Origin of the sequence: Paenibacillus sp. 4624 (assembly GCF_050435065.1) — a bacterium.
In the GTDB taxonomy this organism is placed as follows: domain Bacteria; phylum Bacillota; class Bacilli; order Paenibacillales; family Paenibacillaceae; genus Paenibacillus; species Paenibacillus amylolyticus_D.
On the sequence record NZ_JBNDJR010000026.1, the window covers coordinates 1 to 16,461 of the forward strand.

A 16,461-nucleotide genomic window follows, 5' to 3' on the forward strand; every position below is an offset into this window, starting at 1 on the left:
CATGCCGCCAGCGTTCGTCCTGAGCCAGGATCAAACTCTCCAATAAAGTTATTGAAAAGAGCGATAAGCTCATTTTGAATCTGACGAGATTAAAATCTCATTTTGCTTTCAAAATCATACAGTCCGAAGACGTGTACCGATTTTTCCAGCGTCGATCTTGCAAGCAAGATCGTTACTCACTCGTTGTTCAGTTTTCAAAGATCAAACTTTTCTTGCTACCGAAACCAGTTCGTTTCAGCAACTCTTATATCATATCATCTCCGAACCAACTTTGCAAGCTTTTTTTCAAGTTTCTTTCGAAGCTTGTTTTCATTTACTTGCCGCACCGTGTGAACCGTGTTTTCTTGGCCGGAATTAGAATATACCATGTATGACATAACAATGCAACACTTATTTTAAAAATATAAGATTTCATCATATGGACCAGGACTTATATCATTATATATACGAACTTTAAGACATCCTATCCAATTATGAATTTGTATAATGCACTCACGATGTTGCTTTTATTTCACAACCCAAGAAACGAGATAGAAGATGTAATGTTACATGGGACAGTGTAGATCTTGAGCAGCTCATTATGCAGCTCGTTGTTAATCAGCTTCTAACTATGTCGTATACTGCACTCTATTATAACCTGAATAACATCATCACACGAACGGTTACAACTTATTAAGGACATTTATCAACCTACTTAAATACAGGGAAGCCGCGTAAATGATCAGCATAATGTTTCAGCTGACCTATAACACAACTCCCCGGCAACACACCTTATAGATCATACTTGTGCCCTCTGAGCGCTCTCTTCTTCCTTCTATAGAATAGACTTACCTAACAAAGATGCAATTAACCCAACACCCAGCCTCGCTGTATGCCGGTTTTGATCAAGTAGCGGGTTCACTTCAACCAATTCCATAGATACAACCCGGTTGTTCGCAGCTAAACACTCCATCGCAAAATGCGCTTCTCGATAACTCAGCCCACCCGGCACAGGCGTTCCAACCCCTGGCGCTTCACGCGGATCAAGGCAGTCCATGTCAAAGCTAACATGAATACCTTCCGTCCCATCTCCCGCAATCACCATTGCCTGATCAATGACGTGTTGCATCCCCATTCGATCAATATCATGCATCGTAAAAGCTCGAATGCCCAATGCTCTGATCTGCTCCTTCTCGTAGTCATCCACATCACGGAGTCCGATATAGACCAGGTTGGAAGGATGAACAAAGGAACCGGCACCTTTGATCTGTGACAGATTAAAAGTCGAATGCCCAAGAAATGCAGCCACGCTCATTCCATGCATATTTCCAGTCAAGCTATGTTCTTCCGTATTCAAGTCTGCATGGGCATCAAACCAGATCACCCCTAAATTGTTGTAATGAGCAGTTAACCCGGCCAAAGTACCGATGGCCACGCTATGGTCTCCCCCAAGTACAACTGGAAAAGCTCCCTCTTCGAGAGCAGATGCTACTTCTTGACACACATGCTCACTGACCTGCTGAACCTCATTCAAATACTTTACTGTCTTGCGCCCAAGTGGAGTTGCCGACTGTGCAGGGCAATCCACACGCACCTCTCTATTCAAGGGAAATCCCAAACTCGCAATTTCGCGTTTCAATCCGGCAGTGATCAGTTCATCAGGGCCCAACTCAGCCCCATTTCTTGCACCCGCTAACCCAAAAGGAACTTTAATCAGAGCCACTTCTTGTTGTTGAGTCTTTACATGACCCGTGTCCTGACCAGATACATTTCGCATCGCCTGCTCTCCAGCAGCCAAAACATCCTCATTCTTCATAAAGTATCGCTCCTTTTCATCGTTGTTGAACTACTGCCCACTGATGCACCTTACCCTTAAGATGAAGCATCACCAAGCACATTTTTAATGATCTCTATAGCCCAATCAATCTCTGATTCCTTTATGGTTAGCGGAGGAGCCAAACGAATCGTAGTTTCATGCGTTTCCTTACAAAGCAATCCTGCCGACATCAGACGTTCGCAATAAGGTCGGGCAGGACCATCGAGTTCAACCCCAATGAAAAGACCTTTGCCCCGAATTTCCCGTATAGCAGAGCTTTGAATACCTTGAAGTTGTTCCATAAAATAATTCCCCAGCCGCTCTGACCGCTCCGCAAGTTGCTCATCTTCCAAAACATCCAAAGCGGCAACTGCTACCGCACAGGCAAGCGGATTACCCCCAAACGTAGAACCATGTGATCCCGGTTCAAACAGATCCAGGATGTCTGCTTCGGCGGCAATTGCCGAAATCGGCATCACACCACCCCCAAGCGCTTTACCCATAATCCATATATCTGGTTCGACATTCTCCCAATCAGAGGCAAATCGGCGCCCCGTTCTTCCAAATCCGGTTTGGATCTCGTCCGCCATGGTCAAGACTCGCTGCTGTCTGCATATCGCAAACGCCTCTGACAAGTATCCAGCTGGAGGAATAATAATCCCCGCTTCACCCTGAATGGGCTCTACAAGGAAACCCGCTGTATTCGGTGTGATCGCTTGTTTCAAAGCCTCCAGATCACCGTAAGGGATAATTCGAAACCCAGGTGTGAACGGCCCAAAATCCTTTTTATACTCAGCGGACGAAGAAAAAGAAGTAACCGTCAGCGTTCTCCCATGAAAATTGCCAGAGCATACGATGATTTCGGCCTGATTTTCAGGTACACCTTTGCAACGATATGACCATCTTCGTACGGCCTTTACTGCTGTCTCAACCGCCTCTGCTCCCGTATTCATAGCTAATATTTTGGATTTACCTGTAAACATGGATAGTTTCTGATAAAATATTGCTGCAGCATGGCTGTGAAATGCCCGTGATGTCAATGTGACCTTGTCTGCCTGATCTTTCAACGCTTGAATAATGACAGGGTGTCTGTGTCCATGATTCAGCGCTGAATACGCACTTAACATATCCATATAGCGGCGGCCTTCAGGGTCCTCGACCCATACCCCTCCTGCCTGTTCAATGACGATGGGAAGTGGATGATAATTAGGCGCAGCATACGTCTCCGACCATTGAATGAACATCTCGGTATCTGGCATTCCTTCACAACCTTCCGCATAATATTGTATACAAAATACAGTAACAGTGTATGCGAGTTGATCTGCGTTTACGACTTGTTTCCTCTTTTTCCGCATCCGCCCTGTTTGTATACCAGCACTCCAACATATCACATTAACTTTATATTTCTTAAAGATGAACCATTAGTTCTCGGATGAAGACCAAGAATGTACCTATCGCAAATCTGTATACAATATACATAATATGATATGCACTTATTTATATTTTCAATAGTAGCAAACCTATAAGGGGATGACAACGCTTTTTTGATCATTTTCAGACTATAATTCCATAAAATGTTTCCCGTTCACTACCGCCGCTCATGTAGCTCCCAGCGTGTGAACTTTGCTTGCCCAACTCCCCCCTCGATGGTAAGATGATAAAAACTTGAAACACCCGGAACAGCGCGCCCTGTATGGCTTCATTAACCATTGATCGTCACTATACATATAGAAGGGAGAATTTGTATGGAGGTTCCTAAGTACCGTTCCTTGAAAGATCATGTCTACGATTACATCGCTCAGAAGATTCAGGACGGGACGCTACTTCCCAACCAGAAGATTAACGAAGCCGAAATTTGCAAAAAGCTGGATATCAGTCGCACCCCTACCCGGGAAGCTTTATTTCAGTTGACCTCTGACAATCTATTGCAATATATCCCACGCAGGGGATTTATTGTTGCTCCTTTTGATACAAGCAAAAAGCTTGAATTCTCGCAGGCTATCGGTGCGTTGGAGGCACTGGCCGCCACGCTTGCAGCGGATCATCTCAAAGCGTCAGAACTTTTAGAAATGGAAGCCCTGATCGCCCGCATGGATGAAGATATCAACCAACTTGATCTGGCTGCCTACAGCAAAAATCAGTATCTGTTCCACAACCTGTACATCCAGCGCTGCGGCAACGCCACCGTCATCGAAATGTTGAACACACTGAAGAACAGCTTTATCCGTCAATCCTATGTCAGTGATAACAAGCCGAAACTATCCGAGGTGCTGCATGAAGTCAATGAAGAGCACAGACAGATTTTAAGTGCGTTCCGTGCTAAGGATAAACCACAGCTGGAAGCACTGCTCAAACATCACTGGCGCATCATTGATAACGACATGCTGTAATCTATAGTTCCGTATTCATCTAGAACACTTGTTGTACTCAGGGCCAGATTGACTTGGACTTGGTGCAAAACTCTCCAGTCACCCTGCTTATAAACGTAAGAGGCAACCCACATCATAACGAATGTGGGTTGCCCCTTTTCAATTTGGCCCAGCTTCCGTAGCAACTCTCGCTGTAAATACGGCATACCCCAGCCTTTTTCCATACCTCAGAAGCAACCGGTCATTGGTGCGACTCATTCGCTGTATATTTTTATCCTCAAGCCAGTTCATATCCATTTCACGTAAAGGGTCGTGATCGACTCCCCACTTGCCCATAGTACGCGATTGTTCCCTCACTTTAACTTCAGAAAATCCACATCCACTCAGTCGTTTCTTCCAAGCTGACACAGTTACCAGTGAACGTATCCCATAGAATTGCTTCAGTCTGCGACTCATCAGTTCCGTTTTTCTTCCCGATAAAACCATCTCCCGATCAACAAGTAGCCCTCCAGGTTTCAGTACTCTCCCATACTCAGCCAGTGCTTTGCGCCATGGGGTGAAAATCGTTACCGATTCGATAAACACTACATCTACGTGGTTATCTGGCAAGGGTAATGCTGTAGCATCGGCTTGGATAAAACGCACATCAACCCGCTCTTTACGTGCACGCCTTACCGCTTTATCCAGCATGTGACGGTGCAGATCAACTGCCGTTACGTTGTACCCCTGCTGAGCCAGATAACATGCTGTTCTTCCCGTACCGCACCCAATCTCCAGAACATGAACCCGAGCAGGCAGCGATAATGAATCAAGCAGTTGCAGTGTAGCCGAAAATCCGCCAGGATGAGCACTTCCTTCTCCTAAACGAGCAAGTAAATCATGATAATCCATGACTCCCCTCCTTCCCTCTCTCCAGTCTATGGAACAAACCGAAAAACCGCTCCTGACTATGGAGATAACCGGGTACTCGTCCATACCAATCCACTCATTTCCTACTATGATATACAAACCGTTGATTTCAGGCGGCAAACCGCAACTATGAGGGGGATATGCATGCACAGAATTCATCCGGTATGTGAAGAAACGGTGTCACCGCATGTGGGACGCCCTGTCTGTCTTGTCATGAGAGACGGTACGCATATGTATGGTACACTTGGAGGTTGCCGGGATGGGAAGGTCTACTTGAATGAATGTTTCCAAGGTCCACGGCTGTCTTCCATCCAATCCAAGCAACAACTGCGTAGAGTAAACAAAAAGAAATTAACATCAGCCAGAAAAGCTAAATCTTCAGCTTATGGTGGCTACCCATATGGCGGTGGATACGGTGGTTATGGCGGTTACGGATACGGAGCTGGCTATGACGTTGCCCTAATTGCTACATTGTTCCTTCTTCCATTCTTATTTATCTAAATCTCAATAACAAATAGCTATTGCATCTATATTAGCAATCAACAAAAACCTCTCCTTGTTCGATTACGGAACAGGAAGAGGTCCTTTTTATGCAACAAAAAAGGCATTCGCCTTAAACGAATGCCAGGATGTTCTTATTTAATTCCCTACCTCAGTAACGGATGTTCATTTTCTAAAAAAAAACACCTCGTGAGAGGCGGGTAAGCTATATTAAATCCGATTTCCTTTAGACATCGTTTTCAGGTTACTATTCGAATTCTCAAGCAATGGTAGCATCCTAGTCGTGCTAACCATCTCAGAAGCACATATTGGACAAGTAGGCACGGTATCAAACGCAAAATTGTCCCGCATCCATCCTTTGCACGTATCACTCGTGCATTCCCAGATTGCCGCATCTGCTTGTGGAATTTCTTCCAACGGTTTTTTGCGATTATACATGACTTCTACCCCCTTTGTTATGGAAACACATCTTACTGACGTCATTTCACAAAAGCCACTGCTTAGCGGAAGTGTAACGTCCGCCGAACTTCTGCCTCGACAACGGTTGGGCAACTTCATCTATTTAAATCAAAAAAAAGAAGCTGCCTTTATCATTATAACATGTTAAAGGCAGCTATGCTTTAATTACAGTTTTACAACTTCTTCTGCTTGAGGACCACGGTTTCCTTGTACAATTTTAAATTGCACGCGTTGACCTTCGTCCAGCGTTTTGAAGCCTTCGCCTGTAATAGCGCTGAAGTGTACGAATACATCTTCTCCGCCTTCAACTTCGATGAAACCGAAGCCTTTATCAGCGTTGAACCATTTTACTGTTCCGTTTTGCATGTGAATTACACCTCCAAATAAAGATTAACATGTTCCTTTGTTCTTTGCAGCAAGCAAATAAAAATTCACACATTGAAAAAGGTACCAGTCATAAACTATAAGTGATCGCCCTTTACAATATGTGAATTAGGTTTTCCACTCTGCTTTGTACAACTTGATTCTTATTATACCTCTAATCGATCCAAAAAGCAAATCATTGTATTTTCTTTTCAAACAGCTTTGGAAATACCTGTTTATTATCTTCATGCCATAACCGGCCTGTGTTGTCCCCTTTGACCTATCGTCTGCATGTGTCTTATGAAAGGATATGCAGTTCCCATCCAACTTATACATGATTTGTGAAAATGTTCTGTTCTTGCATATCCATCATATTTAGGCAACTGTTCCAATCGTATTTAGAGTCAAAGTAACAATATGCCGGCACCCAGCGTAACTACAAGCTAAGTCCATGCCCACATAAAAGCATCGCGATCCCAAGCAACCCGCCCGCCATGAAGCTTGCGAAATGCTTTTTTCACCTCTTTGGACAAGGAAGCATTACCGTTCTCATTAACAAAAACAAAATGCTCTCCGTAATGGGTTCTTACATATTCTATTGCAGCTTCCTGACGAAGTGTGCCTGTAAACTTAATCTCAGAAACCATCCATTCAGCTACGTCCTGCGCTGTCTTTTCCATTATTATTTCACCTGCCGTTCTACAATTACACCATGGTCAAGCTTCTCTTTCCAAACTTCCCACTGTCTAAAGTATACCACGATTGCGGGAAATACGAAAAACAGGCAAGGATATATTAGAACGATAGGAAAAGTAAAAGTTCTACGATCCTTTTCATAAGCAAGTGTACCCATTCCAAAGAGAGCGTAATATAATACCTTGCATGAACAGCTTGAATGCTTCGTAAGGGAGATTCCAGTCCTTTGTAATTTCAGAATAGTAACATCTCTATCAAGACGATATGAATCTTTCGTCATAGAATAGTCATTTCTATCCCTATCTCGATATGGATAAAAACTTAAATAGTAACAAAAAAGAGATATATCGAATTGTTTTTTACCCTAAAATCAGGTATGGCTTAACCCTTTGCCTGTCCATTATAGTAAGACTTAAGTTTTATCTGCAGGGGCACTTCATTATTTTAGCGTCAAATGACTATAAAGCTTAGATGATGAATTCTATAATGTATATCGAATCAGGGAGGATTTTATGAAAGCATTTTTTCAACGATGGGGACATCTGCTGGCCATTCTATGTATACCACTTCAAGGATCGATTTATATGTTCCTAGGTAGCCGAGCGGGAAGTGATATATTCTACAATTATGCCTGGATTGATACACAGATTCCTTTCATTAAAGAATTTATTATTCCATATGTCAGCTGGATGCCTATATTATATCTAAGCTTTCTTTATCTTGGTCTAACGAATAAGTCGTTATTTTGGCGTACACTGCTCATTTATAACGTCGGGGTGATGGCAGCCAATGTTTGCTTTGTGGTGTTCCCCTCGTATGTACCACGTCCGGAAGTGACTGGAACAGATCTAAGCAGTGTGCTTGTGCAATTCATCTATTCCAATGATGCGCCTGTGAACTGTTTTCCAAGCGTCCATTGTCTAACAAGCTACATGCTGTTCATCATTCTCAACCGACATCTGAACGTTAATCCTGCAGTGCGAATCTTCGGCTCCATCTGGTTATGGCTCATTATTGCTTCAACCGTATTCGTCAAACAGCATTCCATGCTGGACGTCGTTGGTGGTATTGCTTTTGCTGAAGCCGCCTATTGGACAGTTCATGTCTTTGCCAAACGTCTGGGGCAGACTCGGAAAAACAGCAAGCAACCACTCCGGTCCACACAGCCAAGCCGAAATGCCTAACGTAGTTTTGGAACAAATATAATGGCTAAACAGGTGGCGACATGTTACATTTTCAACAATAATAATATTAATGAAAGAGGGCTCAAGTGCCCTCTTTTTTCGTATTCATCAGACCAAAGTTATTTATTAAAAATCCTACCAGATCAGTAATGGCTGTCATTCGTTACACAATTGGCGGACGCTCATGCAAGAGATCGGATGGCGGACTGCCCATGAGCCGTTTGAATATGCGGTAAAAATAAGACAAATCCCGGTAGCCGAGGAATTCGGCAATTTCCTGGATGGAGAGCTGTGACTCGGTGAGCAGGTACAGAGCCCTTTTCATCCGTTGATCATGAACGTACTCGCTAATCGTTTGATTCGTTACACTTTTGAACAGTGAGGCCGCATAGTTGGGAGATTTCCCGATCTCGTCACCAAGCTCTTCCTTAGTCACTTTCTCCCGATAATGCTGCTCAATATATCTTTTCATCCGTTCCACGTACCGATGCCTCTCTGGCGGAATGATACCGCGATCAAGTTCCCGGTTAATATAAATTAGGACTTCCATCAATAAGGCCTGGCTCATCATGGCATAATAAGAAGGCCGCTCTTCCCATTGTTGCTGAATTACCTTCATTCGCTGATGAATCAGTTCGTAGCAACCTGGTCTGTGCCTCAAGGGTTCAGGCTGTTCGAATGCAGGCAGTTCTGCAGTCTCATTTTGCCTTAATAAAATAACAAATTGGGTGTGCGTAACCGTAGGAATGCTCTTTCCATAATAAGGTGTCCCTCCGGGAATAAGGAGCAATTCACCCTTTTCCATGATCTGTTTATCTCCGTTCACCCAATATACACATTTTCCATATGTAACCAAACTGAGACGCCAAATCCCTTGTGGTTGCACGGCTTCTTCGTACCACCCTACGCCATTCACATGATGTACTTCAAGTGGAGTAACCATATAACACCTCATTATCGGACTATACTCTAATCATTGTACTATAGTTCATATCGTGATTCGACAGAAAACGCTACAATATACACATAAGCACTAAATATGAGGAGGATATTAGCATGTTGAAAACCAAAATTATCTGTACTATGGGACCTGCTTGTGACTCAATCGAAACGTTGAAAGTAATGATTCAGGAAGGTATGACAGTTGCACGTCTGAATATGGCTCATGGAGAGCTTGAGGATCACGTAACTCGAATTAACAACATTCGTACAGCTGCTGCTGAACTGAACAAATATGTACCGATCATGATGGACATCAAAGGACCGGAAGTTCGTATCGGAAAATTAAAAGAAGCTTCCGTTCACCTTCAAGCCGGTAAAGAACTAACGCTTACCACAGAAGATGTTCTCGGCGATGTAGAGCGAATTGCTGTAAACTACCCTGAATTGAATCTGGTTGTTAAACCAGGAGATCGCATTCTGATTGACGACGGCTTGGTTGATCTAACTGTATTGTCTGTTGAAGGTTCAGAGATTCACTGCAAAATCATTAGCGGCGGTATCCTGAAACCACGTAAAGGTGTGAATCTGCCGGGAATCAAAACGACTTTGCCAGGCGTTACCGAGCGTGACGTAATGCACATCGGATTCGGGATCGAGAACAACATCGAAATTATCGCAGCATCCTTTGTTCGTAAAGGCGATGACATCCGTGAAATCCGTAGCATTCTCAAAGAACGCGGTCAAGACCATGTACAGATCATCTCCAAAATCGAGAACCAAGAGGGCATGACTAACCTGGATGATATCATCGAAGCATCAGACGGCATTATGGTAGCTCGTGGTGACCTCGGGGTTGAAGTTCCCATTGAAGACGTACCGATGATGCAAAAAGAAATGATCGACAAATGTAACAAAGCCGGCAAACCGGTTATCGTCGCTACACACATGTTGGAATCCATGCAAGTAAACCCTCGTCCAACACGTTCTGAGGTAAGTGACGTGGCAAATGCGGTACTGCAAGGCGCTGACGTTGTAATGTTGTCTGGCGAATCCGCTGCTGGTAAATATCCGATCCAATCTGTTCGTACGATGGCTGCTGTTGCACGTCGCGCAGAAACAATGATCGATTACAAAGAACAATTCAACCAAAAATCTGCACAACAAGTGGCTGACATTACCGAAGTCATCAGTCAGGGAGCAGTAAGCTCTTCCCTCGTTCTGAATGCTAAAGCCATTATCACTTCAACAGAGAGTGGTTTTACCGCTCGCATGATCTCAAAATATCGTCCAAAAGCACCAATTATCGCAGTCACTCAACATGAGGAAGTGCTGTCCAAAATCTGTCTGCTCTCCGGGGTTATTCCGGTAATGGGTGATAAGGTGACAACAACGGATGAAATGTTCGAATCTGCAACACGAAATGCGATCAAAACAGGTTACATCGAAAAAGGTGACATTATCGTATTGTCAGCCGGTGTTCCAATCGGTCGATCAGGTAACACCAACCTGATTAAAGTACAGCAAGTATAATTACGTATCACAGCATAGCATTCGATAAAAGTATGAAATCAAAAATCCACCGGGATATGAAATCCGGTGGATTTTTTGATGTTTACTTACTACATAAAAGTTGAACGAGAAAAAATCGATCTATTTTTTACACAGAAACGGAGAGGACAGAAAAAACCTGGAAAAGCGAAGCGCTCGCCTTTATCACCGGATTTTCACATCTAGGAAAGGGAACAAAAAAATCTGGGGATAACAGCGATTGAAAGGTTATTCTGTCATCGGAGTGTTCCGTGTAAACACCTAACTTTGATTTAACATCGTTCTACAAGTTGCGCGAATAGTTAACCAGATCCTGCGACATGTTATTGATCTCATCCATTGAAGCATTGACCTGCTGTGTCAGCGCCGCCTGATTCTGAGTCAATGTGGACATGTTGCCGATATGCTGCAAAATATGATCAATCAACGTTTTCATCTTCTGCATGCTATCTTCAATATTAACGGTAGCTTCCGAACTGTGATCGGCCAGTTTGCGCACTTCGCCAGCTACAACGCCGAAGCCCAAGCCCAGTTCACCTGCGCGTGCAGCTTCAATGGCTGCGTTCAAACCAAGCAGATTCGTCTGACTGGCAATCTCTCGAATAAATGCTGTAATACTTTTCGTATCGTCCACACTATCCCGAACTTGTGTTGCCGCATCAGCGGATAATTCCTGAGCATTAACCAGCTCCTGTGCCTGATCCGTAATGGAGTTAATGCCACGCACCATCTCTTCGATGGACTCGGACAACTGTTTTGTTTTCAAATTCATCGCTTCAACAATGACTTCTTTGTTCTTCTGGTGAGTCACATCCCGAATTGTCCCCGCAACACGAAGCGGTACGCCATTCTCGTCACGAATAGTTTCACCACCCGCATGATACCAGCGATACTCCCCATCTTTACGTTGCAAACGGTAGTCAAGGTCATACGGCGTTCTACCGCTGTAATCATTCATATGTTCAGCAAATGCATTAATCGTACGATCATGATCTTCGGGATGAAGACGACTGCTCCAGCTACTGAATATGTTCGGGAAATCCTCTTCATTTTTAAAGCCAAGCTCTCTCCGGAATTGCGGGGACCACCAGAATTCATTGTTTGGATTGACCACATCCCCAGCAACTACCGTCATATCCCACGGCGCCTCCACAAGGGCACGGTTGACCAGATCATATCGGGTCACGAGTGCTTCCAGTTCATCTGACTTGGTCTTCTCTTCATGAATGTCGAACATAACTCCAATTAATTTAACTGGAGCACCTGCAGCATTTCTCACAAGTCGTCCAAGGCATCTGAACCAACGTGCTTCTCCATTTTTCAAAAGCATACGGCTTGTAATGTTATATCCCGCTCGGTCACTCGGATCATTAACATGTCTCGTAATCTCCTGCACAAGCTGTGGTCTGTCCTCTGGATGTACGGATTTAGCCCAGCTCGCGAACTCATTGGGGAATTCCTTCGAATTACTGTAACCCAGCATCTCACGGAACTCCTTGGAGAACGAAATGATATTATTGTTATCCAGCGGATTACCCGCAACGATCTCCGACTCCCATATACCCACTTGGAGCGCTTGATTCAACATGGCAAGACGCATCTGTGCATTTTCATATTGTGATTGCATCAGTTGTACTGCTTTCCGAATATTCTCCGAAATTTCATCATTGCCTTGTGCATCAGCGTCTGTCCCACTCCAAAACTGGCCATTCTGAGCGTTCTCAAGCAAACGACGGCTGTAACTTAGCAATTGCTCATGTGAATCTACACGATTTGATTTGCTTACTTCACTACGTTTCAAAAACATCGCGGTATCCCCTCTTATGTAAGGTGTATTTATATATACTTCGACATATATTGACAAGAAATGTAGGTCTAAAGTCTCCAATGTAAAAAAAAACGCAAATCCCCCCTTATTTAGGGAAGATAAACGTTGTTAGATGACTTCCTGTATTTTTGTATCATTCGATTTACGTAAATATAATTCTCTTCTACCAACCAAAATTAAGCGTTTTTCCCGTCTCTGCCCATGTCTTGATACTACTTAGAATCATCCACCAGCTATTCTGCGCGTTGGCAAAGGAAGGATGATTGTCTGTGAACTGATCATTGATCAGCGTCAGCTTCGTACATTCCCCCACGGTCTCTAACTGGAAGATGACTCTCGACTGGAGCTCGGCATGATTGGAATGATACGAGGGCCCTGGATGTTCTAGGTAGCTAAGTGTGGAGAGCGGTTCAAACTCCAGAATCTCACCATATACATGGACGGTTTCCTCACCATCATTACCCGGCCCAACATAAGCAAAGGGTTGTCCAGGTTGAAAATTCGAGCGAATCTCACTGCCAAAGAAGCTACTGCGCGTACCCTCGGAGGAAATCAGGGCATTCCACACTTCTTCACGTCCTGCATTGATATAAAATTCATATTTTAGATCCATCAGCTACTCACTCCCTTTTATACACTCAAAGTACGGCTGTTCTCCCGCATTTCTATCCTACCGTTATACCTAGTGCTCGTATTGTAAAAACGCGACAACGATCAAATATCGGTTATACTAAAGGAAATCAATTGATCCGAAGTCACTTCACCGTCATTTCCAAACAGGAAGGAGAACACACAGGGATGAACAGGACAAGCAAGCTCGAACCTCCCTCCATGGGACTACTTCATCTGGAAAAAGGTAACCAACAATATCAGTTACAGCGACTACCTCCAGCCGAGGTACTGAACCCTTTTGTCAAACATTACTGGATGGTGTCCTGGGATCTTGCAGACAGTGACCCGTATCCCCAGCATGTAGTACCTAACCCCTGTGTCAATCTGGTCGTTGAGCGAAACAAAACATTTTTTTTCGGACCTTCTGATCAAAAATTTACGTACGCTATTCACGGCAAAGGTTCTGTTTTCGGCGTAAAGTTCAAACCGGGAGGATTCTATCCCTTCCTTCAAGCACCCGTGTCTACACTCTACGGGAAACCACTTGAAGTATCAGGTCTGCTCGGCATCAGTGCCAGAGCATTAGAAGATATTTTACTTGGTGAAAACGCCATGGAGGAAAAGGCTCGTTATGTGGATCAGGTGCTTTCTGCACGCCTTCCTGCGGAGGACAATGAAGCAAACTTGACCTGTGCTATTGTGCAACATATTGAACAAGATCGGGATATGCTGAGAGTAGATCAGCTGTCAGCCCACTGGAATCTGCATACACGCAAACTCCAGCGGTTGTTTAATCAATATGTCGGCATCAGCCCCAAAACAGTCATCCAATTATATCGTCTGCAAAATGCGGCTGAATGCATAGAACAGGGCCTAGCGTGCGACTTGGGCAAGTTATCTCAAGACCTGGGATACCATGATCAATCTCATTTTATTAAAGACTTCAAATCCATTATTGGCAGCACACCCGAAGAATATTTGATGTTGTCTGCATCTGTTCCATCAAATAGAGGCGGAAACCATGCAGGATGAGATCTATGCAGATATAGCCATCAGAACAGGGTATCTAAGGCAAGCGTTTCACTTCAATCGTGTCACCTGTATGAATGACACCCTCACGTTCAACGGAACAGACGATACCACGTTTCTTGCGGGCGGCCGGCACAAACTTTTTGCGCAAACCCTCCTGTCCGTAGATTTGCTCAATGACTTTTCCCGGATGCACACAAGGCAGGTTTTCTCCTTCACAGATCAAACCTGTTCCATCGGGAAACAGAAGTCTGGTTCCCACGGGCAGTTCAGTCAACCGCTCTATACCTCGAACCAATATATTGGCACCGAGCCACTCAGGACGCACTTCCGGAATGTTCATCTTCTGGGCGATCAATGCGCACTCTTCCTCAGAAACGATGCTGATCTGCCGGCGATTAGCAATCGGCGTACCACGTTTGTAGATTTTCTGACGGGAATCTGCTGGTCTTAACAAACCATAATGCCGATCACCGGGTATTCCAGCAAGTTCAATATCTATAAAGGGCACCACCCTTGTTACAAATGTAGACGAATCATCTGCAAGCAGAACAAATTGAGCTGTTCCCATTAAGCTCCCCTCCCTTTCTGAATAATTCACTTTCCCTTGTTGCTCTGAGTGTTGTTACCACCCTGTGTATGAATCTTTGATAATCGGTAGATGCTGATGGGGGTATCTTATTATCTTACCCACTTTTCAAAGTTAGAAGATAATAACGAATAAAACCCAATTACAATATACGCAATTAAATTGTGATAAATTAATTTGAAATTCTCCGTTTATATGCTAATCTATATATTAAGTATGTTAGGCGTTCATTACATATTAGAAAGCAGGGTGTTTCTTTTGATCGGTACTATTTTTGTCGCTATTGTAGCTGTTGAACACTTCTATATCATGATTATGGAGATGTTCATGTGGACACGTCCACGCACGATGAAAACGTTTGGCACTACACCGGATTTTGCTAACTCCACCAAAGCTCTTGCCGCTAATCAGGGTCTGTATAACGGTTTTCTTGCAGCTGGTCTGATCTGGGGCCTGTTGTATCCGGATTCCAGTGTAGGGTTGCATATTCAGATTTTCTTCTTAGCATGTGTAATCATTGCGGCTCTCTACGGCGGTGCAACTTCTTCAAGATCCATTATTATCAAACAGGGTTTGCCAGCAATCATAGCACTTCTGCTTGTATTGTTCCTGTAACTTGTCTAAAACAGGCATAATCTGCGACTGAACCCTCAGATATGGTAAGGTAGGAAGTATATCTTACCAATCACCAGAATGGTTCTGGGAGTAGAGAGGGGAACATGTCATGGGGCTGTTTGACAAGCTTCGTCGGCGCAAAAAGGAAAAGGCACAAGCCAGCTATGCCGCTCCGCAGACGGATTATAGTCAAACCATTGTCGGATTTGTGCTATTAGAACGGGAAGACTGTGATTTTAATCTTTTTATCAACCGGATGAAGATGGAATGGAATATTGAGATTAATGAACAAGCCGAGGAAGGCAATCTCTTCTTTGAAGTCGATGGAATGCAGGTCGTGTGCGCTCACATTGCCGCGCCTGTACCCGATCGAGAGGTCGAGGAGAATGCAAAGTTAAACATTCTTTGGCCAGAAGCTGAACAGGTGACTGCACGGCACCAGTCTCAGATCATTGTATCTGTTCTCAATGCAACGGATGCTATCCAGGGACATATCCTTTTTACTCAAACCGCATCCGCATTACTGCAATTGGATCATGCTCTCGCAATCTACATGTCTCCACTTGTCGTTGAAGCAGGTAAGTATGTGGAGGTAAGCCGTGGGCTTAAAGAGGATGAATTACCGGTACCTCTATGGGTCTTCATCGGTCTGTATCAAAACACCGAAGGGGCTTCAGCATATACATACGGCCTGCGTAACTTCGGTAAAGTTGAGATGGAAATTACTGGATCGTCTAAGCCCCTAAGTGATGTCTTTGAGATGATGTTTATGACAACCACCTATGTTATCGAAAACGATGTCACCCTGAATGATGGGGAAACTCTAGGATTTACTGCAGAGCAGAAACTAAGTATCGCCTTGTCCAAAGGAATTGCTACGGAAGGGGAAAGCCTGAAGATTGGTTTATAACCGATTCTGGCATTCCCTTGCAATACTGATATTCACAAAAGCCGCCTAGGGATTATACTCCGGGCGGCTTTTGATTTTTTAGAATCCTTTCAGAACCCAAGCATGACCGGAG

At 44.1% G+C, this 16,461-nt stretch carries 17 protein-coding genes; 7 read left to right on the forward strand and 10 right to left on the reverse strand.

Annotated elements, in window-relative coordinates:
• Positions 1–814: 814 nt before the first annotated feature.
• Both rocF and ABIE27_RS30405 read right to left on the reverse strand, forming a co-directional pair.
• On the reverse strand, positions 815–1,795 hold the full coding sequence (rocF, locus tag ABIE27_RS30400; protein WP_345789289.1) for an arginase: 981 nt from the start codon (positions 1,793–1,795) through the stop codon (positions 815–817).
• Positions 1,796–1,851: 56 nt separating this feature from the next.
• Positions 1,852–3,054, reverse strand: a complete 1,203-nt coding sequence (locus ABIE27_RS30405; protein ID WP_123067404.1) for an ornithine--oxo-acid transaminase — start codon at positions 3,052–3,054, stop codon at positions 1,852–1,854.
• Positions 3,055–3,540: 486 nt separating this feature from the next.
• Between ABIE27_RS30405 and ABIE27_RS30410 the strand changes: the two genes are divergently transcribed.
• On the forward strand, positions 3,541–4,185 hold the full coding sequence (locus tag ABIE27_RS30410; protein ID WP_123067403.1) for a GntR family transcriptional regulator: 645 nt from the start codon (positions 3,541–3,543) through the stop codon (positions 4,183–4,185).
• Between the two features lie 138 nt (positions 4,186–4,323).
• On the opposite strand, the gene ABIE27_RS30415 is transcribed toward ABIE27_RS30410, so the two are convergent.
• A complete protein-coding gene (locus tag ABIE27_RS30415; protein WP_161557085.1) occupies positions 4,324–5,055 on the reverse strand; it encodes a class I SAM-dependent methyltransferase in 732 nt (243 codons plus the stop codon).
• Between the two features lie 162 nt (positions 5,056–5,217).
• On the opposite strand from ABIE27_RS30415, the gene ABIE27_RS30420 reads away from it, so the two are divergent.
• A complete protein-coding gene (locus tag ABIE27_RS30420) occupies positions 5,218–5,574 on the forward strand; it encodes a hypothetical protein (protein ID WP_123067401.1) in 357 nt (118 codons plus the stop codon).
• Positions 5,575–5,784: 210 nt separating this feature from the next.
• Here the strand turns inward: ABIE27_RS30420 and ABIE27_RS30425 are convergent, their stop codons facing one another.
• The 3 genes from ABIE27_RS30425 to ABIE27_RS30435 form a co-directional block, all read right to left on the reverse strand.
• Complete coding sequence (locus ABIE27_RS30425) at positions 5,785–6,012, reverse strand: cold-shock protein (protein ID WP_090924970.1); 228 nt, start codon at positions 6,010–6,012, stop codon at positions 5,785–5,787.
• Positions 6,013–6,198: 186 nt separating this feature from the next.
• Positions 6,199–6,399, reverse strand: coding sequence for a cold-shock protein (locus ABIE27_RS30430; protein ID WP_024633772.1), 201 nt, complete (start codon positions 6,397–6,399; stop codon positions 6,199–6,201).
• Positions 6,400–6,839: 440 nt separating this feature from the next.
• Positions 6,840–7,076 carry a DUF6953 family protein gene (locus tag ABIE27_RS30435; RefSeq protein WP_123067400.1) on the reverse strand — a complete coding sequence of 79 codons (237 nt, stop codon included), beginning with the start codon at positions 7,074–7,076 and terminating at the stop codon, positions 6,840–6,842.
• A gap of 528 nt (positions 7,077–7,604) precedes the next feature.
• Here ABIE27_RS30435 and ABIE27_RS30440 point away from each other — a divergent pair.
• Positions 7,605–8,276 carry a phosphatase PAP2 family protein gene (locus ABIE27_RS30440; protein WP_429352186.1) on the forward strand — a complete coding sequence of 224 codons (672 nt, stop codon included), beginning with the start codon at positions 7,605–7,607 and terminating at the stop codon, positions 8,274–8,276.
• A 163-nt stretch (positions 8,277–8,439) separates the two neighbouring features.
• On the opposite strand, the gene ABIE27_RS30445 is transcribed toward ABIE27_RS30440, so the two are convergent.
• Positions 8,440–9,219 (reverse strand): AraC family transcriptional regulator, encoded by a 780-nt coding sequence (locus tag ABIE27_RS30445; protein WP_429352187.1) that lies wholly within the window; start codon positions 9,217–9,219, stop codon positions 8,440–8,442.
• A 113-nt stretch (positions 9,220–9,332) separates the two neighbouring features.
• Here ABIE27_RS30445 and pyk point away from each other — a divergent pair, with 113 nt between their 5' ends.
• Positions 9,333–10,748 (forward strand): pyruvate kinase, encoded by a 1,416-nt coding sequence (pyk, locus tag ABIE27_RS30450; RefSeq protein ID WP_123067396.1) that lies wholly within the window; start codon positions 9,333–9,335, stop codon positions 10,746–10,748.
• Positions 10,749–11,049: 301 nt separating this feature from the next.
• Here the strand turns inward: pyk and ABIE27_RS30455 are convergent, their stop codons facing one another.
• Both ABIE27_RS30455 and ABIE27_RS30460 read right to left on the reverse strand, forming a co-directional pair.
• Entirely contained in the window at positions 11,050–12,573 is a 1,524-nt protein-coding gene (locus ABIE27_RS30455; protein ID WP_123067395.1) for a methyl-accepting chemotaxis protein, read from the reverse strand.
• Positions 12,574–12,757: 184 nt separating this feature from the next.
• Entirely contained in the window at positions 12,758–13,207 is a 450-nt protein-coding gene (locus ABIE27_RS30460; RefSeq protein ID WP_123067394.1) for an SRPBCC family protein, read from the reverse strand.
• Between the two features lie 185 nt (positions 13,208–13,392).
• Here ABIE27_RS30460 and ABIE27_RS30465 point away from each other — a divergent pair, with 185 nt between their 5' ends.
• Positions 13,393–14,238: a DUF6597 domain-containing transcriptional factor gene (locus tag ABIE27_RS30465; protein WP_429352188.1), complete on the forward strand. Its 846-nt coding sequence runs from the start codon at positions 13,393–13,395 to the stop codon at positions 14,236–14,238.
• A 34-nt stretch (positions 14,239–14,272) separates the two neighbouring features.
• Here the strand turns inward: ABIE27_RS30465 and ABIE27_RS30470 are convergent, their stop codons facing one another.
• Complete coding sequence (locus ABIE27_RS30470) at positions 14,273–14,806, reverse strand: MOSC domain-containing protein (protein ID WP_123067392.1); 534 nt, start codon at positions 14,804–14,806, stop codon at positions 14,273–14,275.
• A 234-nt stretch (positions 14,807–15,040) separates the two neighbouring features.
• On the opposite strand from ABIE27_RS30470, the gene ABIE27_RS30475 reads away from it, so the two are divergent.
• Both ABIE27_RS30475 and ABIE27_RS30480 read left to right on the forward strand, forming a co-directional pair.
• On the forward strand, positions 15,041–15,439 hold the full coding sequence (locus tag ABIE27_RS30475) for a DUF1304 domain-containing protein (protein WP_429352189.1): 399 nt from the start codon (positions 15,041–15,043) through the stop codon (positions 15,437–15,439).
• Positions 15,440–15,548: 109 nt separating this feature from the next.
• Positions 15,549–16,349, forward strand: a complete 801-nt coding sequence (locus tag ABIE27_RS30480) for a DUF4261 domain-containing protein (protein WP_123067391.1) — start codon at positions 15,549–15,551, stop codon at positions 16,347–16,349.
• Positions 16,350–16,461 lie beyond the last annotated feature (112 nt).

Coding starts and splice junctions, on each gene's coding strand:
- ABIE27_RS30430 (WP_024633772.1), bottom strand. CDS start 6,399: ATGCAAAACGGAACAGTAAAATGGTTCAACGCTGATAAAGGCTTCGGT.
- ABIE27_RS30460 (WP_123067394.1), bottom strand. CDS start 13,207: ATGGATCTAAAATATGAATTTTATATCAATGCAGGACGTGAAGAAGTG.
- ABIE27_RS30410 (WP_123067403.1), top strand. CDS start 3,541: ATGGAGGTTCCTAAGTACCGTTCCTTGAAAGATCATGTCTACGATTAC.
- ABIE27_RS30470 (WP_123067392.1), bottom strand. CDS start 14,806: ATGGGAACAGCTCAATTTGTTCTGCTTGCAGATGATTCGTCTACATTT.
- ABIE27_RS30435 (WP_123067400.1), bottom strand. CDS start 7,076: ATGGAAAAGACAGCGCAGGACGTAGCTGAATGGATGGTTTCTGAGATT.
- ABIE27_RS30415 (WP_161557085.1), bottom strand. CDS start 5,055: ATGGATTATCATGATTTACTTGCTCGTTTAGGAGAAGGAAGTGCTCAT.
- pyk (WP_123067396.1), top strand. CDS start 9,333: ATGTTGAAAACCAAAATTATCTGTACTATGGGACCTGCTTGTGACTCA.
- ABIE27_RS30480 (WP_123067391.1), top strand. CDS start 15,549: ATGGGGCTGTTTGACAAGCTTCGTCGGCGCAAAAAGGAAAAGGCACAA.
- ABIE27_RS30445 (WP_429352187.1), bottom strand. CDS start 9,219: ATGGTTACTCCACTTGAAGTACATCATGTGAATGGCGTAGGGTGGTAC.
- ABIE27_RS30425 (WP_090924970.1), bottom strand. CDS start 6,012: ATGTATAATCGCAAAAAACCGTTGGAAGAAATTCCACAAGCAGATGCG.
- ABIE27_RS30465 (WP_429352188.1), top strand. CDS start 13,393: ATGAACAGGACAAGCAAGCTCGAACCTCCCTCCATGGGACTACTTCAT.
- ABIE27_RS30440 (WP_429352186.1), top strand. CDS start 7,605: ATGAAAGCATTTTTTCAACGATGGGGACATCTGCTGGCCATTCTATGT.
- rocF (WP_345789289.1), bottom strand. CDS start 1,795: ATGAAGAATGAGGATGTTTTGGCTGCTGGAGAGCAGGCGATGCGAAAT.
- ABIE27_RS30455 (WP_123067395.1), bottom strand. CDS start 12,573: ATGTTTTTGAAACGTAGTGAAGTAAGCAAATCAAATCGTGTAGATTCA.
- ABIE27_RS30420 (WP_123067401.1), top strand. CDS start 5,218: ATGCACAGAATTCATCCGGTATGTGAAGAAACGGTGTCACCGCATGTG.
- ABIE27_RS30475 (WP_429352189.1), top strand. CDS start 15,041: ATGTTAGGCGTTCATTACATATTAGAAAGCAGGGTGTTTCTTTTGATC.
- ABIE27_RS30405 (WP_123067404.1), bottom strand. CDS start 3,054: ATGCCAGATACCGAGATGTTCATTCAATGGTCGGAGACGTATGCTGCG.